The 22293-nt window shown below is 45.9% G+C and carries 18 protein-coding genes; 15 read left to right on the forward strand and 3 right to left on the reverse strand.

Features of this window, described 5'->3' with window-relative positions; translation table 11 throughout:
* Position 1: 1 nt before the first annotated feature.
* The 13 genes from tssJ to HYN51_RS06930 all read left to right on the forward strand — a co-directional run bounded on the left by tssJ (position 2) and on the right by HYN51_RS06930 (position 16918).
* Positions 2-547, forward strand: coding sequence for a type VI secretion system lipoprotein TssJ (tssJ, locus tag HYN51_RS06875; protein WP_230514030.1), 546 nt, complete (start codon positions 2-4; stop codon positions 545-547).
* A 12-nt stretch (positions 548-559) separates the two neighbouring features.
* Positions 560-973 carry a type VI secretion system baseplate subunit TssE gene (gene tssE / locus HYN51_RS06880; RefSeq protein ID WP_108899333.1) on the forward strand — a complete coding sequence of 138 codons (414 nt, stop codon included), beginning with the start codon at positions 560-562 and terminating at the stop codon, positions 971-973.
* Between the two features lie 62 nt (positions 974-1035).
* The gene (locus tag HYN51_RS06885) at positions 1036-4440 is read left to right on the forward strand and encodes a DUF2345 domain-containing protein (RefSeq protein ID WP_108899344.1); all 3405 of its coding nucleotides are present in this window, start codon (positions 1036-1038) and stop codon (positions 4438-4440) included.
* A gap of 6 nt (positions 4441-4446) precedes the next feature.
* A complete protein-coding gene (locus HYN51_RS06890) occupies positions 4447-6930 on the forward strand; it encodes a phospholipase D-like domain-containing protein (RefSeq protein ID WP_108899345.1) in 2484 nt (827 codons plus the stop codon).
* Complete coding sequence (locus HYN51_RS06895; protein WP_108899346.1) at positions 6927-7997, forward strand: T6SS immunity protein Tli4 family protein; 1071 nt, start codon at positions 6927-6929, stop codon at positions 7995-7997. The genes HYN51_RS06890 and HYN51_RS06895 overlap by 4 nt, the downstream gene beginning before the upstream one ends.
* Before the next feature lie 327 nt (positions 7998-8324).
* Positions 8325-9389 (forward strand): T6SS immunity protein Tli4 family protein, encoded by a 1065-nt coding sequence (locus HYN51_RS06900; RefSeq protein ID WP_108899347.1) that lies wholly within the window; start codon positions 8325-8327, stop codon positions 9387-9389.
* 161 nt (positions 9390-9550) lie between these two features.
* Complete coding sequence (locus tag HYN51_RS16325; RefSeq protein WP_157953001.1) at positions 9551-9691, forward strand: hypothetical protein; 141 nt, start codon at positions 9551-9553, stop codon at positions 9689-9691.
* 380 nt (positions 9692-10071) lie between these two features.
* Complete coding sequence (locus tag HYN51_RS16585) at positions 10072-10860, forward strand: phage late control D family protein (RefSeq protein ID WP_230514031.1); 789 nt, start codon at positions 10072-10074, stop codon at positions 10858-10860.
* 76 nt (positions 10861-10936) lie between these two features.
* Positions 10937-13696 carry a T6SS effector BTH_I2691 family protein gene (locus HYN51_RS06910; RefSeq protein ID WP_108899348.1) on the forward strand — a complete coding sequence of 920 codons (2760 nt, stop codon included), beginning with the start codon at positions 10937-10939 and terminating at the stop codon, positions 13694-13696.
* Positions 13697-14842, forward strand: a complete 1146-nt coding sequence (locus HYN51_RS06915) for a hypothetical protein (protein WP_108899349.1) — start codon at positions 13697-13699, stop codon at positions 14840-14842. It begins immediately after the preceding gene.
* 96 nt (positions 14843-14938) lie between these two features.
* Entirely contained in the window at positions 14939-16084 is a 1146-nt protein-coding gene (locus tag HYN51_RS06920) for a DUF6708 domain-containing protein (RefSeq protein WP_108899350.1), read from the forward strand.
* Positions 16085-16180: 96 nt separating this feature from the next.
* The gene (locus tag HYN51_RS06925; RefSeq protein ID WP_108899351.1) at positions 16181-16363 is read left to right on the forward strand and encodes a hypothetical protein; all 183 of its coding nucleotides are present in this window, start codon (positions 16181-16183) and stop codon (positions 16361-16363) included.
* A gap of 171 nt (positions 16364-16534) precedes the next feature.
* Entirely contained in the window at positions 16535-16918 is a 384-nt protein-coding gene (locus tag HYN51_RS06930; RefSeq protein ID WP_157953002.1) for a hypothetical protein, read from the forward strand.
* 84 nt (positions 16919-17002) lie between these two features.
* On the opposite strand, the gene ltaE is transcribed toward HYN51_RS06930, so the two are convergent.
* Positions 17003-18058 (reverse strand): low-specificity L-threonine aldolase, encoded by a 1056-nt coding sequence (gene ltaE / locus HYN51_RS06935; RefSeq protein WP_108899353.1) that lies wholly within the window; start codon positions 18056-18058, stop codon positions 17003-17005.
* A 326-nt stretch (positions 18059-18384) separates the two neighbouring features.
* Here ltaE and HYN51_RS06940 point away from each other — a divergent pair, with 326 nt between their 5' ends.
* Positions 18385-18849, forward strand: a complete 465-nt coding sequence (locus HYN51_RS06940) for a C40 family peptidase (protein ID WP_108899354.1) — start codon at positions 18385-18387, stop codon at positions 18847-18849.
* Between the two features lie 59 nt (positions 18850-18908).
* On the forward strand, positions 18909-19925 hold the full coding sequence (lplA, locus tag HYN51_RS06945) for a lipoate--protein ligase LplA (protein ID WP_108899355.1): 1017 nt from the start codon (positions 18909-18911) through the stop codon (positions 19923-19925).
* Between the two features lie 220 nt (positions 19926-20145).
* Here lplA and HYN51_RS06950 read toward each other — a convergent pair whose 3' ends face one another.
* Both HYN51_RS06950 and ppsR read right to left on the reverse strand, forming a co-directional pair.
* On the reverse strand, positions 20146-21195 hold the full coding sequence (locus HYN51_RS06950; RefSeq protein WP_108899356.1) for a 3-deoxy-7-phosphoheptulonate synthase: 1050 nt from the start codon (positions 21193-21195) through the stop codon (positions 20146-20148).
* A 233-nt stretch (positions 21196-21428) separates the two neighbouring features.
* Positions 21429-22250 (reverse strand): posphoenolpyruvate synthetase regulatory kinase/phosphorylase PpsR, encoded by an 822-nt coding sequence (gene ppsR / locus HYN51_RS06955; RefSeq protein WP_108899357.1) that lies wholly within the window; start codon positions 22248-22250, stop codon positions 21429-21431.
* Between the last annotated feature and the right edge of the window lie 43 nt (positions 22251-22293).

Below are 22293 nucleotides of genomic sequence, written 5' to 3' on the forward strand. Positions count from 1 at the left end.
AATGACAATGAAACAGCAAAAAAAGAATAAGTCAGTCGCGGTACTTGCTGTCGGCATGATGTTACTGGGCGGTCTGTTAACCGGATGTGGGCTGATGCAAACCGCAATGGATGGAACGGTCAGCGTCGCCAAAGCCATTTTTATTAAAGACATCAACGTGCTGCATCTGGACTTTGCTGCCCGCGCCGAGCTTAACCCCGGTGACGGCGGCGTTCCTGCGTCACTGGTGATTCGCACCTACCAGTTGGGCAAAAAGGAAAACTTTGAAAAAGCCACCTATCAAGACCTGCTGGAAAATGATGAAAAGGTGCTGGGGGCGGACTTCATCTCTCGGGATGACGTGGTGCTGACCCCGTCGTCCGCCATTGCGCTGGATTCATCAATGCATAAAGAGGCCGCGTTTGTCGGGGTGGTCGCCTTATTCCGCACGCCCAATTTGGACGATAACAGCTGGCGCGTGCTGATTGAACGTAATGATTTAGAGGCAGATAAACCGAGGCTGCTGGTGGCGAACTACGCGGAAATCGGTTTGGTTCCGGTCAAATAACAAGGAGTCACGATGGGACCGTCACTGTATGAATCCCTGATGGGGAATTTTAAATCGGGTATCGCGGTGGATGAGGTGAATGAACAGACGCAAACCATCCTCAGCGTGATGGACAACATTCAACGTATCCTCAACAGCCGGGCTGGCGCGATTAAATATCTGCCGGACTATGGCTTACCCGATCTCAGCCTGATTTATCAGGAATTGCCGTCATCAGCCCACAGCCTGATGCGAGCTATCCAGCATACGTTGCTCAAGTACGAACCGCGCCTGTATGACGTTGAACTGACGCTGGAGCCCGGCGGAAAAGAGATGATCCTCAGCTACACCTTAACCTGCCATCTAAAAGAAATAGGGCTGGTACGCTTCGGTACCTACTTTATGCCGGAAGGCAGGGCGATATTACGGCGGTTGACGGTGCGGTGAGAGAACGTAAATGGATGGCAGTCAGGTTGTTACCTGACCGGCATTAAGGGAGGAGAAATAGCGTGAAAGATAAAGTTATCAGTGCGGGTAGAGCCATGTTGAATGAGCAGCTTAAGGCTTATGGAATAGGTGATACTTCCGGGTCAGCCAGCACCGGTTTTTCATCATTAGGTGATGGCATCAACCGTTATCAGTTGGCGATAGACGGATTGAACGCCCCACTTTCTGTGTTAAGCGTACAGGGCCATGAACACCTGAGCGAAACCTGGCAATACGACATTCAGTTTACCGCACAGCATGGCCTGACCATGGAGCAGATACTGAGTGAAAAAGCGGTGTTTACGCTGGCTCCCGGCGGTATCAACAGCTTGAGCGGTGCAGCCGGTCAGTTAAGCCATGAACTGATGAGCGCGTTTAACGCCTTTGGCGGGATGTTCAGCGATAAGATTGGCGGTATCACCGGTAAAACCTCGGGCTTATTGGGCAAAGCAGGCTCCAGCCTGTCGACCCTCAGCGGTATCACCCGTTCACTAGGCGGTAGTGAAAGCGAAACCCGAATTTTATACGGGGTGGTCACCGCGTTCAGTCAGTTAGCCACATCGGCAGACGAAGCCCGTTACGCCATTACGCTCGCCCCGCGTTTAGCCCTGCTGGAGAACACCCAAAACAGCGCCATCTACCAGAACCAGACGGTTCCCCAAGTGGTAGAGCAGGTGCTGCGTCAACACGAAATGACCGGGGTGGATTTTCGCTTTGAGCTCACGGAAAGCTACCCGGTCAAAGAGTACATCTCTCAATGGCAAGAGAGCGACCTGACCTTTATTCGCCGGTTGCTGGCGGACAGCGGTATCTGGTTTCGCTTTGAAACCCACACCAAACACAACTGTGATGTGGTGGTGTTTGGCGATTGTGAACAGCAATATCAGGATGGCCCAACCGCCAGCTATCGTCAGCCTTCTGGCAATAACGACAACGGGGTGGAATCGGTATGGGATATGTCGGTAGCCCGTAAGACCGTGCCCAAAAATGTGCTGACCCAAGACTACAACTACCGTAACGCCCAAACCGGCATGAAGTCCGACGTTAACAGCGCGCAAAAAGATAACACCACCCGCGGTCAACATTATGTTTACGGTGAGCACTATCGCGACAAAGGCGAAGACACCAACCACGCCAATGCACAGGATGATTTAGTCGGTCAGTTCAGAAATATGATGCCAAACGGCTTAGGGGATATCCCCGGCGTCAGCCAGTTAAGCGGCGTGGCAGGCTCGGTGGGCGGTGCGGTCAGCGGCGTTAAGGGTGGGGTTTCATTACCCTCGCCAGCGGGTATCGCCGGAGGAACATCGGCTGCGGGTATGGGCAATATCGCCAGCGCTGCCGCGGGTTCAGTGGGTTCCTCTGCTCGTTCAGCGGTTTCCGGCGTGACCGGTACGGTACAGAACATGGCGGGTCAGGCCAAAGGGGCTTTCGACAGCGTCGGCAGTTCGCTAGGAGGCTTATCCGATAAAGGCGGAGACCTGCTCAATGGCTTGAGCGGCAGCGACAGTGAAAGTGACGCTGCTGCCAGCGAAGAGCCCGAGGGCGTAGGGCAAGGTGCTTGGTACGCTCGCCTGCGCCATCAGCGCTTTATGACCGAACAAATCACCATCAGCGGAAAGACCACCTTATCCCATCTGGCACCGGGGCAAATTCTGACTGTCTCCGGCTCGCCGATAGCGGAAGCGGGCAGCGGCATTCTGATTGTGTCAGTAGAGACGCAGGGCGACCGCCAACAGGCTTACGTTATCAGCTTTACCGGTATTCCTTACGACGTACTGCGCCCATATCGTCCGGCCCGTTTGGTCTGGCCGACCATCAGCGGCACCTTACCGGCACGCATCACCAGCCCGGATAATGACACCTACAGCTATATCGACGCACAGGGCCGCTATCGGGTGAAGATGGACTTTGACCTGAACGACAACTGGCGTAAAGGGGAAGAGAGCCTGTGGATGCGGCTGGCGAAAGCCTACGCCGGTGAAACCTATGGCATTCACTTCCCGCTGATTGACGGCACCGAAGTGGCTATCGCCTTTACCGAAGGCAACCCTGACCGTCCATATATCGCCCATGCCATGCACGACTCCCGTCACGGTGATGTAGTCACCGTGGCCAACCATAAACGTAACGTTATTCGCACCCCGGCTAATAACAAATTGGGAATGGACGACGAGCGCGGCAAAGAGCACATCAAAGTCGCCACCGAATACGGCAAAACCCAGCTGAATATGGGGCATCTGGTGGATGCGGAGCGTAAACAACGGGGAGAAGGGTTTGAGCTGCGCACCGATGAGTGGGGGGCAATACGGGCGGGGAAAGGGCTGTTTATTAGTGCGGATGAGCAGCAGACCGCCAAAGGTGAAGTCCGGTCGATGGAGCCTGCGCTAAGCCTGCTGGAAGCGGCTTATTCTCAAATGCAGGGTCTGAACCATGCGGCAGAACAGGCTCAGGCGCTGGTGGCGGAAATCGCGGCGCAGAAGACGCTGATTGAGCAAAAACTGAAGGATCTGACGGCGAGCGTGATACTGGCCAGTGCACCGGACGGCATTGGTATTGCCAGCGGTGAGGACATGCAACTGGCGGCGTCTAACAATCTGTATCTCAACGCGGGCAGCAATGCGGATATTGGCGTGGGTAAAAAACTGACGCTGGCAACGGGTGACGGTATCAGCCTGTTTACTCAGAACAGCGGTATGAAACTGCTGGCTAATCAGGGGAAGGTGGAAGTACAGGCGCAAAATGACGCCATGCAGCTGGCCTCAAAGCAGGATATGGAGATTGCCAGCGTGGATGGGAAGGTCTCAGCCGTGGCTGTCCAGGAGTTGATTCTGATTTGCGGTGGGGCATATATAAAAATTTCGGCTGGAAATATTGAATTAGGATGTCCGAAGAATATAACCATTAAGTCGATTGCGATGCAGAAGATGGGGCCGGCGAGTTTATATGTACCTAAGCCTGAATGGAATGATACTGAACTGGTTGATATTAAACTGAACCTAAAATTAAGCGATATTCCCGGTACCAGCGGTATCGCAATGAGTGGTCAGTTCTGGAGCATAGTACAAGCTAAGGATGAAATGGGGGCTTTAGTTCAGCGAAATTATATCCTTAGTGGTAAAAGCAATGATGAAGGGAATATCAGCTTGACTGACGAAGAAAATAAGACATTTAATCAGGCGTATAAGAAAAGTCCCAACCAATTGTGGCTGGTATCTAAAGGCCGGGCTACGGCTATGCGCTTTAAGCAGGTTTCAGAAAATTGGGATGAAGGTGAAAAACTCCGCCAGTCATTAGATGCTATGGGCTATACCTCTGGGCTGAACAGCACTCATGGTAAAGATAATATCGATGATGTCATTGACGTGGTTAAAACAGAACAGTCAGGCAGTGATGGAACACAATTATTTAATCGGTTAAAGGGATAACAGCTTATGACTAAGATATTAGTGGGTGACGATGGCAGTTGTTTACTATCATACCAAAACCATAAGTTATTTGGTGAAGCGAAGAATCAGTTTGCTCATTATAGATCGGGTAATAAAGCTGAACCCTGTATCAGCGGCCAAGACTACTACGCTAAGTTAGTTGAAGATATGAGGGGCGCAAAAGAAGAGATCAATATTGTCGGCTGGCAGGTAAACTGGGACGTACAGCTCAAGCCAGAAGATCCTGCAGAGAGTGGATTAAGACTGTATGACCTTATTAAAGAGGTGGTGACCAAAAACGAGAACTTAATTGTCCGGGTAATGATTTGGTCGGGTGACACTAAGGTACTTTATACCTATGCACCAGACACCCAGAAGGTGCTGGAAACCATCAATCAGCAGGTTGGCCGTGATGCAGTGTATGTACAGCTATCAAACACTATGGCTGACGATACACCAATGTATTTTAGCCACCACCAAAAATTTGTGGTTATAGACCGAAAAATTGCTTTCTTAGGCGGAATGGATCTCGCGCACGGGCGATATGATAATGCTCGTTACGACCTGCATCCGGAAATTAATCCTGAGCTGAAAAAGTCCGGTGCTATGGGACGTCAGATGCTTAACCGCTATAACTCCTGTATTGCCGGGGTAGGAAAATACCGCGAAGGTGAAATTATCGACCCCGACTTATTGACCGGTTTATACGATCGCTGGTTTAACCGTGATTCGGTGATTGAAAAAATTAATCAGGGTGCGTGGCAGGGCGGAAAAGTAGGCGAGATTATTCTGCCGAATTACATTAATAATGAAACGCTAGACTTAAATAAACAACCGCGAATGCCATGGCAAGATGTGCAGGTACGGTTTGAAGGGCCCGCTGTATTAGATCTGTTACGTAACTTTGCGTTGCGTTGGAACTGTCAGGCATCGGTGGCAGATTATTACCCCATTCCAACTATTGCGGAGTGTAAAGATCAGTCCACTGCGGTTGGCAATGTCGATATTCAGGTATTACGCAGCGTATCAAAAGTGCAGTGTAACAAAGAGCACAGAATAATAACGCGTTATGCACCTGATGAATTACCTTTTTATCCGAAAAAAGAAGATATTGGTATTCAGAGTGAGATTTATCAGGCAATGCGCCGGCTGATTCAGGGGGCACAGAATTATATCTATATCGAGAATCAGTTCTTTACCTCTTTCTATGGTGAGATGAGAGATTTTGATAAAGATCTTTCTATCCCTGCGCAACAGGCGCGAACAACATTATCGTATAAAGAACGCCTTAGTCAGGCGCTGGCGGCTTGGCCAGATACTTATAAAAATGGCGAGATCCACAATTTGATATGCCAGGACCTTGGTGAGCGTATCTATAAGCATATTTTGAATGAAGGTGCTGAGGAGGGAGAGCTGGAGGGATTTCACGTCTATATTGTACTGCCGGTCTACCCTGAAGGTGAGCTTGATGATACGGCTACCATGTCAACTATCTTTCATACCATGCAGGCGTTGGTTCACGGAGAGAAAAGCCTGTTAAAGCAGATACGCCGTGCAATTCGGGTTATGGAATTAATCAATGAACGAAATGAGGGTGAAAGTGACAATGGCATCACGACGAGAGATGCCGAGAAACTAGCGGATAGCGAATTTTTAGCTCGAGATGATCGCGGTGCTATCTTGATGGAAGATTATAAGAAATGTCAAAAATATGTATCGCTGCTGAATTTGCGCAACTGGGAAAAGATTGGCGGTAACTATGTGACTGAGCAAATTTATGTGCACAGTAAAATGATGGTGGTTGACGATCGCTATGCCCTGATTGGCAGCGCCAATATTAGCGATCGCAGTATGCTGGGTACGCGGGATTCAGAAGTAGCAGTATTGATGATTGATGGCGAGGGTGATTGTCATTCTCGTAAAGTGGCGAAAGCGTTGCGACAAAACCTGTGGAAAAAGATATTGGGCGCGAGTGATTCATCAGATCCGGATAAATCACCGGATCCGATAAGGAAAAAGATTGATGAGGGGCTATTAAAACATATTATGGAATATCCCTATTCAGAAAGAACGATTGAAGCAATAAATCAGATTGCTGAAGATAATTCGAGAATTTATGACAAGATGTTTAATTTTATCCCTCGTAACTATTTTGGGAATTCTGAAGATGAACAATTTTCATCTATATTTCCAACATTAGACTCAGAAAATATAAATAAGGGAAATAAAATAGATAAGAAAACCTTACCACTATACCCTGAATTCTGGGCAAACTATGTTAATAGTGATAAGAAAGAATTGGGAGATACACAAGGTTATATTACCCAATTCCCAATATTCTGGGGGAATACGGAGAATAATAATACCGGTATGGCTGAGCAGTCTATTACACAGAATGACAATTACCATGGTATCGATATTTTAAATCAATCGGCAGAGGAAGTGGTTCTTGCCTCAACAGAACAGCATAAACCGGAGACTAAGGTATGATAAAAGTTGATCGAATTTTCGCGATGATTGGCTTATATTTTTTCTGCATTGCTTCGGTATTTGCCGATATCGGGTATACCCAAGACTGTATTGGAAACTATCAATATCAGGTTCCCAGTGATAGCCGACAGGCATTAATCCCGATGAATATTGAATCCGTAGGAAAAATTCCTATAAATGAAAATTTAGCAAAATTTCCTAACGGGGATAACACTTTTCCTAATTATCAGAATAAAAATAATCTTAATGGGGTAAGGTTCTATTTTTTTAAAGCAACTAACAATGAGAAACTAAATCAATATCTTAAGGCGGTTATACAAAACTTTGAAAAGGTAAAAAAAAATAAATTAGAGTCAAGGTTGAATTTTGAACGAGCTGATGCGTTATATCTTCGCTATAAGAAAATTAATCAGCGTGATTATTTTTTTAATCTGAAATCTTATAAAACCTATTTATTTTCAGATAAACTTGCTTATTATTCATATAAGCCATTTAAGGACGATACCCCAGCAGATGTTATTGAGCAACAAGCAGTATCCGTTAATGAATTAGTCACTTATCGGCCATCTGAAAATATTCCTAACGCTCAAGGTGTTTGCTTTCCTAACGCATTCTTACATGGGAAAATCACTGTTGGTGGTCAATACAGTATTGCCTACCAGTTACTTAGTCATCCGGAGGTGACCTTTACTATTCAAGAGGAGGTTTCTTTTGGCGATATCGATAATGATAAGGATAGCAAAGAAAGGATCATCAGTTATTGGAAGTATGCCCCGGGCTTTGGTGAGAAAACCCGCTATTTAGGGTTTCCTGTTTTCCGCTCGTTTAAGATTGGTGGCATTAAAGGGGCAGAAGCGATGGTCGAATATATCAACCCAAAAAACCAACAGCCTGACTATGGCTATATGATCAACGCTGAAGCCAATAAACCGGGTGAATCGAGCCTGTTTTTTATGGCTCTGCGTGACTCATCCAAAGCCACTGGCGAAGTGATGTCAAAAGATGATTTTGAGGCCACGATGCGTCAGATAGCAAAATCAATCCAACGTCGTGAAATTGCGCCTTAAAAAGTCGAGTTCTGTTTATCTTAAACGTTACTTGAGCCGGTAATGACCACTGCCATCAATAAGGATAAATTATTGGTTCACCGGAAGAGTTAATTCAATAGGCCAATATTTTGCATGTCACAGAGCCGGAAGGTGTTCGCATAAAAGTCTTAAGTGGATCAATCTGTCCACACAGTGGTAAACAAGCCACTTTTGTGGAAGGTAGTTTTCATTATCAGCAGATGAAACAGGGCGAACACATAGCGGAATATATCAATAGCAACGATAAACCAACTCAGGTTTACTGGATGTTACATCAGCAGAACAGCATAAACAGGAGACTAAGGTATGATAAAATCTTATCGAGTTTTAGCTATTAGTGGTTTATATTTTTTCTGCATATTTTCAGCATTCGCTGATATAGGGTATACCCAAAACTGTATTGGGAACTATCAATATCAGGTTCCCAGCGATAGCCGAGAGGCACTAATCCCGATGAATATTGAGTCAGTAGGGGAAATTCCTATAGATGAAACTTTAGCCAAATTCCCTAATGGAGATAGCCCTTTTCCTAATTATCAGAATAAAAATAATCTCAATGGAGTAAGATTCTATTTTTTTCAAACAGTGAATAACGAGAAATCCGATCAATATCTTAAAGCGGTTATACGAGATTTTGATAAGATAAAAAAAAACATGTTAGGGTCAAGATTAGCTTTTGAACGTGCTGATGCGTTATATCTTCGCTATAAAAAAATTAATAATCGTGATTATTTTTTTGATTTGAGTTCCTATAGTGCCTATTTACTTTCAGACAAGCTTGCTTATTATTCATTAGGGCTATTTAAGGAAGGTACCCCGGCAGATGTTATTGAGCAACAAGCAGTATCCGTTAATGAATTAGTCACTTATCGGCCATCTGAAAATATTCCTAACGCTCAAGGTGTTTGCTTTCCTAACGCATTCTTACATGGGAAAATCACTGTTGGTGGTCAATACAGTATTGCCTATCAGTTACTTAGTCATCCTGAGGTGACTTTTATCCTCCATGAAGAGGTTTCTTTTGGTGATAATGATAATGATAACAAAGAAAGGATCATTAGTTATTGGAAGTATGCCCCGGGCTTTGGTGAGAAAACCCGCTATTTAGGGTTTCCTGTTTTCCGCTCGTTTAAGATTGGTGGCATTAAAGGGGCAGAAGCGATGGTCGAATATATCAACCCAAAAAATCAACAACCTGACTATGGCTATATGATCAACGCAGAAGCCAATAAACCGGGTGAATCGAGCCTGTTTTTTATGGCCTTGCGTGACTCATCCAAAGCCACTGGCGAAGTGATGTCGAAAGATGATTTTGAGGCCACGATGCGTCAGATAGCAAAATCAATCCAACGTCGTGAAATTGCGCCTTAAAAAGTCGAGTTCTGTTTATCTTAAACGTTACTTGAGCCGGTAATGACCACTGCCATCAATAAGGATAAATTATTGGTTCACCGGAAGAGTTAATTCAATAGGCCAATATTTTGCATGTCACAGAGCCGGAAGGTGTTCGCATAAAAGTCTTAAGTGGATCAATGTGTCCACACAGTGGTAAACAAGCCACTTTTGTGGAAGGTAGTTTTCATTATCAGCAGATGAAGCAGGACGAACGCGTAGCAGAATATATTAATAGCAACGATAAATCATTACTGGACATTGTTAAAACGCGGCGATAGCAGCTCAATCTATCTTTAGTACTGAGTGGATTCATCTTCACTGGTGATTTACACCTATCCGTTGATCAAAAAAACTTCAAAAAAACGATTTATTAAGAGTGCATTCATCTGCCCACAGTCTGATGAGTGCCATTCAGCATACGTTGCTCAAGTTTAAACTTCGCCTGTACACCGTTGAATTAACGCTGGAACAGGAAAAAAAGTGATGTTCTTCAGCTACACCTTAACCTGCCATCTAAAAGAAATAGGGCTGGTGCGCTTTGGCACCTACTTTATGCCGGAAGGCAGGGCGATATTGCGGCGGTTGACGGTGCGATAACAGAACGTCAATGGATGGCTGTCAGGTCGCTATCTGACAGTAATAAGGGAGGAGAAATAGCGTGAAAGATAAAGTTATCAGTGCGGGTAGAGCCATGTTGAATGAGCAGCTTAAGGCTTATGGAATAGGTGATACTTCCGGGTCAGCCAGCACCGGTTCTTCATCATTAGGTGATGGCATCAACCGTTATCAGTTGGCGATAGACGGATTGAACGCCCCACTTTCTGTGTTAAGCGTACAGGGCCATGAACACCTGAGCGAAACCTGGCAATACGACATTCAGTTTACCGCACAGCATGGCCTGACCATGGAGCAGATACTGAGTGAAAAAGCAGTATTTATACTGGCTCCCGGCGGTATCAACAGCTTGAGCGGTGCAGCCAGTCAGTTAAGCCATGAACTGATGAGCGCGTTTAACGCCTTTGGCGGGATGTTCAGCGATAAGATTAGCAGTGCGTTCAACTCGCGCTCCGGTGGTTTTTCCATTAACAGCGTGAGCCAGATGGCGAGTCGCGGCATGGGCAGAGTGAATCAGGCCAGCTCGGCGATAAGCCAACAGGGGGGAACGGCGGACTCGGTTGGCGGCATCGCCGGTAAAACCTCGGGCTTATTGGGCAAAGCCGGCTCCAGCCTGTCGACCCTCAGCGGTATCACCCGTTCACTAGGCGGTAGTGAAAGCGAAACCCGAATTTTATACGGGGTGGTCACCGCGTTCAGTCAGTTAGCCACATCGGCAGACGAAGCCCGTTACGCCATTACGCTCGCCCCGCGTTTAGCCCTGCTGGAGAACACCCAAAACAGTGCCATCTACCCCACACTGAAATTAAAGCCATGGTCATGCAGTCAATAGAACAAAATAGACCGCTAATTGACTTTTTTTCAGCAAGAACCGATGAATTTTGGATGTCAGTCAAAAGGATAATGTCATGACACAAGAAACTAATAATACCGCTTCGCCATCAATTCGCGATATTAGCGCTCAGGTATCGAATAACATATCTTCTGTACTTAATCCCGGTGGTTGCTCGGCAAAACATGAAGGGGGAGGGTGCCCTGCCTGTAAGAAAGAGGGCGATCTTTTCCTTTTGCCATTACGCTATGCGGCTGTCTGTAAAGAGGATGGGTTTCCGGTGTTGCCTTTACCAAACGGTGCCGAAGGGAAGTTTAGTGCGATGCCATTGACAGCATCGAGTTATAGCACTCAAATGTTGAGGGAAGGATTTTTATACGTATTGGAAGAGCGCGCTTCTTCAGTTAGATGGCGAGGCTTTACCGTTAGCGCTGAAGGGTGTTTGAATGAAAATGATCCTGAGAAATTGCCCGATATACCGCCGAAATTTGCTTGTGATATTACCACTGATGGCGTTAATGCTGCCTGTATCAATTTTCAAAATTCAGATCAAATTAACCTGATTTCGATGATCTTTAGCCCCGATAAAATGACTCAGTCACGTTTAGACTATTTCCAAGGAGAGGGGAAAGCCGAATTACAAAAAATTACCCCTGACCAGATAAAGTCTGCGGCAAATACATCAGATCAAAAACGGTTAGACGTGATTAAACCTGAAGATTTGTTATCACATGTATTAGAGTTTTATTTAGCCGATTTTTCTAAAAAGAAATATGACAGCGGTGGTCATATAGCGAAGCGATTTTACAATACCCAATCGCGTATTGAAGAAATCGAGAATATATCAGGAACGCGGGTCCCTAAGCTAAATGCGGAAAGCATTAACAAACCCTATAGTGATATGTTGTTTAGCGTTCCAGCTATTGATATGACGACCAGCCGTTATCCTAAATTGACTGAGGTATTGAGTAAGCATAATGGGGCGGGCATTGTGATGAGTGATGCGATTGGGATTACCCAGTCGTTATCAGATTGGCGTAATAAAGCCTACGATGAGTTTCTTAAAGATTGGTTTGATGAAACCGATAATGAAGGTTTTTCAAACGAAGATAAATATATTATCTATTTAAAGATAAAAGATTTACAAACAAGCTATGCGCAGAAAAGAGTGAGTACGGCCACTAAGCAAGCGATAGATAATGCTAAAGCTCAGTTTGATGATATGAAAGAGGCATCTTATATATCAGGTATGGAAATGAGTGATGAGCAGCGACAGAAAATCCTAGATTACATAGCAAAAGATACGACGGGTCGTTTATCCACTGTAGACAAAACAGCTGAGTATCAGGATGAGTTTCAACAAAAATACTGGAGCCAATTGGATCCGGCTAAATTAAGTGCGTTTGAAGATGAACTAAATAAACGGACTCTACTTGCTAATTTACATACGCTTTCCAGAGACAAAGATATATTGCTGTGGTTGAAATCTCCGCAACTGGTAAAACATTTAAATGTTTATGAGCAAGAAGATCTCAAAAACAGTGCGCAAGGAGTGCGGTTTAGTGAACAGGTAGGGCGGTGTATTTTTGGTATTTCATCGAGCCCCTTATTGGCGGAAGCATTAGATGTCTGGTGGCGATCTGATTTTGTTGATGAGGGCAACTTATGCTTACGGGCTTATTTTTTCAATCAAACGAATGCACAGGAATATTTAAATAACATTATAACCGTTGCAGCTAAAGACTTGAGCATTCCGGATCAGATTGCAACGGTGAGTGTAAATTTTGACAGCCTTTTGACGCTTTTCGGCCAAGTCGATGATATGGTAGATAAAATGCAGATAAAGAACTCGGCTGTCAGTATGTTGACAGTGGTGTTTGCTGATTTGACGCGTGCGACTTTTAGAGGGGCTGCTGTCAATGTTTTTGACCGACTGCTTGTCGGGCGGTTTACTAATATGGTTATTGCATCGATTGGCCAGCGAGCGGTACAGCTCAACATTCTTGACCAGTTAGGGAAGGGGGTCAGTCAGGTAGAACGCGGCTTAGCGGAAAGGTCTGGCGCGTATGCCCGTAGCTATGTTAGAGACAATTTAGCACGGTCATTAGAAAATCCTAAAATAGGTAATTTTTACAAGGTCAGGCTAAACGGAGCGTTAGCCGTATTGGAAAGTGTTATTTTAATCAATCTTATCGGTCACTATAAAGGGGAAGGTAAAGATTATTTAGTATTAACCGCCGCGGTAACAACCCTAAGCGCTACTGCATTTACCGTTTATTCCAGCTATATCGAGTTGGCCTATTTAGGCAGTTCGGTGAAAGTTAGGGAGAGTGCAGGAACGTTTATCGGGAAATTTTCTTTTTGGGGCGGTACGCTGAATTTTATTGCCGGTGGGGCGTTGGCGATATCGGATTTTATTGATGCGAAGAATAATACGGATAATAGTATTTTATTTACCGCTTATGGAGTTCGAATGCTTGCTATAACGGCCTATACAGTTTTTAGATATACCATAGCAATTGAAGCCTCCAGTGTTTGGTTTGAGTATGTCAGCAAAACGGCTAAAAAAGGTGTTATTCGTTTTGCAGCAGAAAAAATGGCAATTTTTGCTTCGTCAGAGTTTATCAAAGTCGCTGCAAGCAGAATGTTAGTGTGGGTACCTTATCTGAACTTATTAATTGTCGCCGTGACCATCGGTATGTGTATTTTTGAGCCTAACGCACTAGAAACTTGGTTTAAGCGCTGCTGTTTTGGAACGCGGGCGCTTAAAGATAAATATCAAAATCTGCAAGAAGAGATGGGTATGTTATCTTCCGCCGTTCAGGAGTGTATTTAAATGTATTTTTTCGAATGGATGATGTGGAATGATGCCACTGCGGGTGAATCCCGCCGAAAAGAGCTAAGTGAGTTCGATAAGCGCTTAGGCAATCGCAGTGAACGAATTCCTGTCAAGGTTTTTACCAAGGATTATACCCAACCTTCAGTCAGTGATAGTCCACAGCCTATTGGTCCCTACTACGCCTATAATGAACGATTTATGGAGATCCGTTCAGGGTTTATGGAAAATTATCGGGGCGTTATTACTGCATTTACTTTGTTAACACTAATTTGTTTTGTTGGTTTATTTATTTATCAGTTATTTCATTCTATTGATCAATTAATCAATAATCCTCCGCAAAAAGTAGGTGGAATATATTACCGCATTGTTTTTTCAATAATAATGTTGTTGGGGATTTGTTATTTATGTGTCCGATATGGCCGTTATATTAGTCGGCTAGAGGTATTTACCCTACGCCATATGCGGGTGCGTTTTAATCGTATAACCCGGCAGGTACATATTCAACAGCCGAGCTACTGCGGAGGCAATTTAACCCTGCGCTGGGAAGATATTATTTGTGACGTAGCGGATGGAGGTAAACCGGTAGCCGGTGAAGAGGATGTTGGTGGAATGGGTTTTCCCAATGTACTGGCCTGGCACCCTTACCGCACTGGATTACCATTTGGGGTTGTGGTGGCTATCGGTAAAAAGTTGATGAGTCAGCAGGCGCAGCTAGATGAATGGGAGTTTATCCGCCGCTATATGGAAGAGGGGCCAGAGAATCTACCGGTACCGCGCAAAGCGTCACATTTACCATTACCTTGGCACGGGCTGGTAGCCCATTTAGAAACGGTCGGTAGCCTATATAGGATGACGCCGGGGGTGATGAAACCTTTTTTAATAATGTTTCTGTTGCCCGTGATGGCGTTTTTGGGCGTAGCCTATTGGGCATCAGAGCTATTATGCTGGCAGCCGCGCTGGCCTAAAGTGATTCGACAGGCGGGCTTACCGGGAATGCCGGTTCCCCCGCTGACGAAGCTCAGCGACTACCCGCCGGATATTCAACAAAAGTTACGGGATAACGAAAGCTATTGGGACAGGGATAAAGAACTCGCCGAGGCCGAACGGTTAAATAAGCCAGTGGATAGTGACGCAGTTATTTAAGTTAACGGTATCGCTATAGAACACGATAGTCATTATTGCTAATCTGCCATTCAGTATGTAAACGAAGTATCTTCAGCCGTTCAGGAGTGTATTTAAATGTATTTTGTCGAATGGATGCAATGGAAAGATACCACGGCAGATGAAGAGAGCCGTAAAGAGCGCACTGAATTTGAAAAAAACTCAGGTGATGATGAGGAGCACTTCCCCGTAGAAGTCTTTACCGCTGATTATACTCAGCCTTCAGTTAGCGATAATCCGCGGCCCTTTGGCCCTTACTACGCCTATAATGAACGTTTTATGGAAATTAGGGCGGGGTTTATGGAAAGTTATCGGGGGGTTATTACTGCGTTTACTTTATTAGTTTTAATCGGCTTGATAGGGTTGCCGATAGATTTTTTGTTTGAAAATTTTCATGAGCTAATATATGCCGAGACTAAGAGAGTCGGTCAGTTGTATTTCAGTATTATTTTCTTTACGTTGATGCTATCAGGCATTAGCTATCTTTTTATCCGTTATGGTCGCTATATTAGTCGGCTAGAGGTATTTACCCTGCGGCATATGCGTGTGCGTTTTAATCGTATAACCCGGCAGGTACATATTCAGCAGCCGGCTTACTGCGGTGGTAATTTAACCCTGCGCTGGGAAGATATTATTTGTGACGTAGCGGATGGAGGTAAACCGGTAGCTGGTGAAGAGGATATTGGCGGAATGGGGTTTCCCAATATTCTGGTCTGGCACCCTTATCGTACTGGTTTACCCTTTATTGCTATGGTGGCAATTGGTAAAAAAATGATAAGCCAGCAGACGCAGTTAGATGAATGGGAGTTTATCCGCCGCTATATGGAAGAGGGGCCGGAGAATCTACCGGTACCGCGCAAAGCGTCACATTTACCATTACCTTGGCACGGGCTGGTAGCCCATTTAGAAACGGTCAGTAGCCTATATAGGATGACGCCGGGGGTAATAAAACCTTTTTTAATAATGTTTCTGTTGCCCGTGATGGCGTTTTTGGGCGTAGCCTATTGGGCATCTGAGCTATTATGCTGGCAGCCGCGCTGGCCTAAAGTGATTCGACAGGCGGGCTTACCGGGAATGCCGGTTCCCCCGCTGACGCAGCTCAGCGACTACCCGCCGGATATTCAACAAAAGCTATTGGATAACGCAAGCTATTGGGACAGGGATAAAGAACTCGCCGAGGCCGAACGGTTAAATAAGCCAGTGGATAGTGACGCAGTTATTTAAGTTAATGATATCGCTATAGAACACGATAGGCATTATTGCTAACCTGCCATTTAATATATAAACGAAATATCTTCAGCCGTTCTGGAGTGTATTTAAATGTATTTTGTCGAATGGGCAATGTGGCGTGAAGCCACAGCCGATGAAGAGAGCCGTAAAGAAAGTTTAGAATTTGATAAAAAGTCCGGGGGTGATGGTGCACAACTTCCCGTAGAGGTCTTTACCGCCGATTATACCCAACCTTCAGTTAGTGATAACCCGCGACCTTTTGGCCCCTATTAAGCCTATAATGAGTGCTTTATGGAAATTCGGGCGGGGTTTATGGAAAGTTACAGGGGGGTTATTACTGCGTTTACTTTATTAATATTAATTGGTTTTATAGGTTTATTCATATATGAATTATTTGGTTTTTTTTATGAATTAATATATACCCACTCTCATCGAGTGGGAGAGATGTATTTTGGTATTATTTCCTTCACATTAATGTTGTTAGGGGTTAGTTACTTTTTTGTCCGCTATGGGCGCTATATTAGTCGATTTGAGGTATTTACCCTACGCCATATGCGGGTGCGTTTTAACCGTATAACCCGGCAGGTACATATTCAACAGCCGAGCTACTGCGGAGGCAATTTAACCCTGCGCTGGGAAGATATTATTTGTGACGTAGCGGATGGAGGTAAACCGGTAGCCGGTGAAGAGGATATTGGTGGAATGGGTTTTCCCAATGTACTGGCCTGGCACCCTTACCGCACCGGATTACCGTTTGGGGTTGTGGTGGCTATCGGTAAAAAAATGATGAGTCAGCAAAACTTATTGGACGAGTGGGAGTTACAATAATTAAGGAATGGCCGGGGGCAATATACTGAAAAACCGCCCTCACCGAAGGCGGCCCAGCATCAACAACAATATACTCAAACCCCATCACCCATAAATCGCACGTGACTCACCATCACCGCTGCCTGAGGGGGTTATTCTTCCCTTAAATTCCTGCCATAAGTCTACTACGCGCTTCAGATCTTCCCGTGATACGTCCAGATGAGTTACCAGGCGGGTGATGGGGCCGGTGTTGATCAATATATCGTGCTGTTTCATCCAAGGGCCGAGCTGGCTGGCTTCGTCAGCCGGAAGGCGCAGGAACAGGATATTGGTTTGTGCGCCGGGGGAGGCGACTTCGACACCTAAAGCAGCTAACTGCTCTGCCAGCCATTGTGCGTTGTCATGGTCTTCACGTAGGCGTTCTACGTTATGGTGTAGGGCATACAGCGCCGCCTGAGCCAATATTCCCGCCTGACGCATACCGCCACCGACCATTTTCCTCCAGCGTCGGGCCTGTTTAATATATTCAGTGCTGCCGCACAGCAGGGAACCTACCGGTGCACCAAGACCTTTCGATAGGCAAATAGTCAGGGTATCGCAATATTGGGTTAGGGTCGTTAACGGAACGCGCATGGCGACTGAGGCGTTAAAGATACGCGCACCGTCTACGTGCAGAGCCAGTTTATTTTTGCGGGTAAATTCCCATGCCTGATGAAGATAGTCCAGCGGCAGCACTTTACCGTTATGGGTATTTTCAAGGCACAGCAGTCGGGTACGGGCGAAATGAATATCGTCAGGCTTAATGACGCTGGCGACCACCTCTAGCGGTAAGGTGCCGTCTTCAGCCGCATCAATGGGCTGAGGTTGAATGCTGCCTAATACCGCCGCGCCACCGGCCTCAAACATGTAGTTATGGGCTTTTTGCCCAACGATATACTCCTCACCGCGCTGGCAGTGGGTCAGTAGGGCGACCAAATTAGCCTGAGTACCGGTTGGCAAAAATAGCGCAGCCTCTTTACCGGATAGTGCCGCGGCTTCTTGCTCCAATTGATTGACGCTGGGGTCATCGCCATACACATCATCACCAACAGCAGCATCCGTCATGGCTTGCCGCATGGCTTTTCCGGGCTGGGTTACGGTATCACTTCGCAGATCTATCATATTGGGCACCTTACTGAACAATGAGGAATGAGGAAATTATGGGCTTCTTTTGTATCACGCTCGTTGAGTAAGAAAAAAGATAAAAATGAAGTGAGGTTGTTTTTGTTGATAGCCCGCGAGCGAGAACGCGAGTTTAACCTGATATTTGGCGATTTCATGCTGACGCAGTAATGATGTTATTTCTCTACTCAAAACATCACGAAAACCGATTAATTACCCAAAGATGCCGGTTAAATGGGCTAAACAGCACGGAAACCTTGTGTTTTCTCATTTTTTAGGCTAATTATGAAAAAGTTATCTGGATAACGTGTGGAGAAGAGAGACCGATGCATTTACGATATCTATTGCTTCTGGTTTTACTGGTACTGGCTGGTTGTTCCAGTAATACACCGCCGCCGAGCGGAAAACTTTCCGACCCTATTTTTGTTCTGGCCCAGCTTAAAGAGCAGCACCGAGAATGGCGTGGCGCACCTTATCGTTATGGCGGTTTGTCCCGAAGCGGTGTGGATTGCTCCGGTTTTGTGTATAAAACCTTCCATGACCGTTTTAATATCAATCTTCCCCGTACCACAAAACTGCAGGCCGAGGTCGGCTCTAAAGTGTCTCGTGATGAACTGATGCCGGGCGATTTGGTATTCTTCAAAACCGGCAGGGGTGAAAATGGGTTACATGTCGGCATCTACGATGCAGATGGCGCGTTTTTACATGCATCAACCAGTAAAGGGGTGATGACCTCGTCGCTGGACAGCCCATACTGGAAGAGCGCCTACTGGCAATCTCGTCGTCTGTGATTCGCCTGCGTCCATTAATCACTATATTGCAGTAACTTATTACCGAATGGATAATGTTTATGTCTTCTTTGCGTTTGCTTATCTCTGATTCTTACGATCCTTGGTTTAATCTGGCAGTAGAAGAGTGTATTTTTCGCCAAATGCCAGCCACTCAACGGGTGTTGTTCTTATGGCGTAATGCCGATACGGTGGTTATTGGACGAGCGCAGAATCCGTGGAAAGAGTGCAACACTCGCCGCATGGAAGACGATAAAGTTACGCTAGCCCGTCGCAGTAGCGGCGGTGGGGCGGTGTTCCACGATTTAGGCAATACCTGCTTTACCTTTATGGCGGGAAAACCTGAATATGACAAAACCGTTTCTACCGCGATTGTGGTGAAGGCATTAAATTTTCTTGGTATTGAGGCTACTGCCTCTGGACGCAATGACCTCGTGGTGAATACGGCTGAAGGGGAACGTAAAATTTCCGGTTCTGCCTATCGGGAAACGATGGATCGGGGATTCCACCACGGAACTTTACTGCTGGATGCGGATTTAACTCGACTGGCAAACTATCTTAATCCGGATATCAAGAAGCTACAGGCTAAAGGTATTACCTCCGTCAGAGGTCGAGTCACGAACCTGAAACAGCTTCTACCCACCATTACCCATCAGCAAATTTGTGACGCTGTCACTAAATCATTCTTTGAACATTACGGCGACCAAGTGGTTGCCGAGCACATCTCGCCAGATGCGCTACCGGATTTACCCAACTTTGTTGAGACCTTTGCTCGTCAGAGCAGTTGGGAATGGAACTTTGGTCAAGCGCCTGCATTCACCCATTTACTGGATCAGCGCTTTGTTTGGGGCGGCGTAGAGCTGCACTTTGATGTAGAAAAAGGCCACATCACCCGCACTCAAATCTTCACCGACAGCCTTAGCCCCACACCGCTGGAAACACTGGCAGAAAATTTACAGGGCACTCTCTACCACAGCGACGCGCTGAAGCAACAATGTCTCGACCTGATAAAACAATTCCCTGAACAGGAAAAAGAACTCACCGAGCTGGGCGACTGGATTGCGGAGATGGTTAGATAATAACGATAATTATTTGGTTAGACGTGTCTGTTTAGGTGTAAGAGATATTTTTAAACGGGAGTCATCGTCGGGCGAGGTTGCCGTGGGCGACACCGGCCCGACGCTTTCCGTAGCTAAATGTGGGTTGTCTCCCGGCCGTACTCAATAGAAATATAAGCACGCTGTTATTACGGCCGGAATATTCATTAAAGTTGATTTAAAAATCGCTAAACAAAAAGATCTAACTAAATCTCGACGCCACCGCCGTTGCTAAACTTTCAATCATCTTTTCCGTATCTCCCCAACTCAGACAAGGATCGGTAATCGACTGCCCATACGTAAGCGCCTGCCCGGCCTGAAGCTTTTGGGTTCCTTCAACCAGAAAACTCTCAGCCATTACACCCACCACCGCCATAGAACCAGCTTTGATCTGCTCACAAATATTCTCGCACACGTCTAACTGACGGCGATGTAACTTCTGACAGTTACCGTGGCTAAAGTCGACAATCAAATGCTCAGGCAGATCAAATTGACGCAAGTTATCACAGGCGGCAGCAATATCAGCGGCATGGTAGTTCGGCATATTACCGCCGCGCAGAATAATGTGGGCGTAAGGATTACCGTTGGTGCGGTAAATACTCATCTGGCCTAATTTATCCGGAGACAGGAACATATGGCTGGAACGGGCGGCACGGATTGCATCAATGGCGATTTTAGTACTGCCATCGGTACCGTTCTTAAAGCCAACCGGACAAGAAAGTGCTGACGCCATCTCGCGGTGGATCTGGCTTTCGGTCGTGCGGGCACCAATAGCGCCCCAGCTAATCAGATCGGCAATATATTGCCCGATCACCATATCTAAGAATTCAGTGGCGGTTGGCATACCCAACTTACTGATTTTTAGTAATAGTTCACGTGCCCGCTCCAGACCTTGATTTACTTGGTAAGAACAATCCAGATTAGGGTCGGAGATCATGCCTTTCCAACCCACCACGGTACGAGGTTTCTCAAAGTAAGTGCGCATCACGATTTCTAAGCGATCCTGATAGCGGTTACGCAAAACGTTTAACCGTTCAGCATAATCGATGGCAGCATCCACATCGTGAATGGAACAAGGGCCAACAATAACCAATAATCGACGGTCTTCACCGTGGATGATTTTTTCAATACGCTGACGCGACCGGGTGATATTGGAGCTGATTTCTTCAGTAATAGGAAATAGCTGTGCCAATCGCTCAGGGGTCACCAGACTGTCGATCAGCGAGGTGCGGAGCTCATCAGTTTTCTTCATGAATTGCCTTTCTCTAAATCTTATCTTCTCGTCGGTGATATACCGGGAAGTGATGGTCATCACAATAACGGAAACAGGAAGGGTTGCAAATAATTGATTAAATTAATTCGTTGCTATTTGTTAAATATTGATGGTGAAGCGAGAAAGTCTGCTTAATGGAAAAGTTTGGCGGCAAGGTGATGAATTCACTGAGACAACATCGGGGAAGGTGTAAGCCTTCCCCGATAAAGCGTTTAATACATTCGGCGGCTCATACCTAAAATATCCAGCAATTTGGTCGAGATCTCTTCTACAGAATAGTTGGTGCTATTAATAAAACGGATATTGTTTTTACGGTACAAAGACTCAACCTCGGCAATCTCCATGCGGCACTGACGTAATGACGCATAGCGACTATTCTCTCTACGCTCCTGACGGATTGCGGATAGCCGTTCCGGATCGATAGAGAGGCCAAATAGTTTATGCTGAAATGGCTTAAGCGCAGCGGGAAGCTGAATATTATCCATATCATCGGCGGTAAACGGATAGTTAGCGGCGCGAATACCAAACTGCATGGCTAGATAGAGGCTGGTGGGGGTTTTACCACAGCGGGAAACCCCTAACAAAATCACCTGAGCCTCTTCCAGATTGCGTAGTGAAATACCGTCATCGTGAGACAGCGTGTAATCAATGGCGGCGATACGTGCGTCATACTTCACCAGATTGCTAGCGGTTAGCCCATGAGTACGATGAGCGTTAGGCAGTGGTGCAATGCCTAACTCTTGTTGTAAAGGGGCGACTAGCGCTTGAACAATATTCTGACAGTAGCCCTGACTGCTCTCAATAATTGCTCGAATTTCCGGTGAAACAATAGAGTAAAACACCAGTGGTTTTTGTTGGCTTTCCCGATACAGATCGTCAATTTGTTGGCGAACCTCACAGGCTTTTGCCTCATTCTCAACAAAAGGGATGGTGTATTGATTCAGACTAATGGGAAATTGAGATAACACCGCATGCCCTAAAACCTCGGCGGTAATTGCCGTGCCGTCAGAAATATAGAAAACCGTACGCTCCATGGCGCTCTCCTGTTGCTGATTTTATATAGTGAGAAAACGCTTT

The organism is Limnobaculum parvum, assembly GCF_003096015.2.
Taxonomy (GTDB): Bacteria; Pseudomonadota; Gammaproteobacteria; order Enterobacterales; family Enterobacteriaceae; genus Limnobaculum; species Limnobaculum parvum.

What these genes read in the sequence shown, in the direction of transcription:
- tssJ (WP_230514030.1), top strand. Translation starts at nt 2, where the DNA reads ATGACAATGAAACAGCAAAAAAAGAATAAGTCAGTCGCGGTACTTGCT.
- tssE (WP_108899333.1), top strand. Translation starts at nt 560, where the DNA reads ATGGGACCGTCACTGTATGAATCCCTGATGGGGAATTTTAAATCGGGT.
- HYN51_RS06890 (WP_108899345.1), top strand. Translation starts at nt 4,447, where the DNA reads ATGACTAAGATATTAGTGGGTGACGATGGCAGTTGTTTACTATCATAC.
- HYN51_RS06895 (WP_108899346.1), top strand. Translation starts at nt 6,927, where the DNA reads ATGATAAAAGTTGATCGAATTTTCGCGATGATTGGCTTATATTTTTTC.
- HYN51_RS06900 (WP_108899347.1), top strand. Translation starts at nt 8,325, where the DNA reads ATGATAAAATCTTATCGAGTTTTAGCTATTAGTGGTTTATATTTTTTC.
- HYN51_RS16325 (WP_157953001.1), top strand. Translation starts at nt 9,551, where the DNA reads ATGTGTCCACACAGTGGTAAACAAGCCACTTTTGTGGAAGGTAGTTTT.
- HYN51_RS06910 (WP_108899348.1), top strand. Translation starts at nt 10,937, where the DNA reads ATGACACAAGAAACTAATAATACCGCTTCGCCATCAATTCGCGATATT.
- HYN51_RS06915 (WP_108899349.1), top strand. Translation starts at nt 13,697, where the DNA reads ATGTATTTTTTCGAATGGATGATGTGGAATGATGCCACTGCGGGTGAA.
- HYN51_RS06920 (WP_108899350.1), top strand. Translation starts at nt 14,939, where the DNA reads ATGTATTTTGTCGAATGGATGCAATGGAAAGATACCACGGCAGATGAA.
- HYN51_RS06925 (WP_108899351.1), top strand. Translation starts at nt 16,181, where the DNA reads ATGTATTTTGTCGAATGGGCAATGTGGCGTGAAGCCACAGCCGATGAA.
- HYN51_RS06930 (WP_157953002.1), top strand. Translation starts at nt 16,535, where the DNA reads ATGTATTTTGGTATTATTTCCTTCACATTAATGTTGTTAGGGGTTAGT.
- ltaE (WP_108899353.1), bottom strand. Translation starts at nt 18,058, where the DNA reads ATGATAGATCTGCGAAGTGATACCGTAACCCAGCCCGGAAAAGCCATG.
- HYN51_RS06940 (WP_108899354.1), top strand. Translation starts at nt 18,385, where the DNA reads ATGCATTTACGATATCTATTGCTTCTGGTTTTACTGGTACTGGCTGGT.
- lplA (WP_108899355.1), top strand. Translation starts at nt 18,909, where the DNA reads ATGTCTTCTTTGCGTTTGCTTATCTCTGATTCTTACGATCCTTGGTTT.
- HYN51_RS06950 (WP_108899356.1), bottom strand. Translation starts at nt 21,195, where the DNA reads ATGAAGAAAACTGATGAGCTCCGCACCTCGCTGATCGACAGTCTGGTG.
- ppsR (WP_108899357.1), bottom strand. Translation starts at nt 22,250, where the DNA reads ATGGAGCGTACGGTTTTCTATATTTCTGACGGCACGGCAATTACCGCC.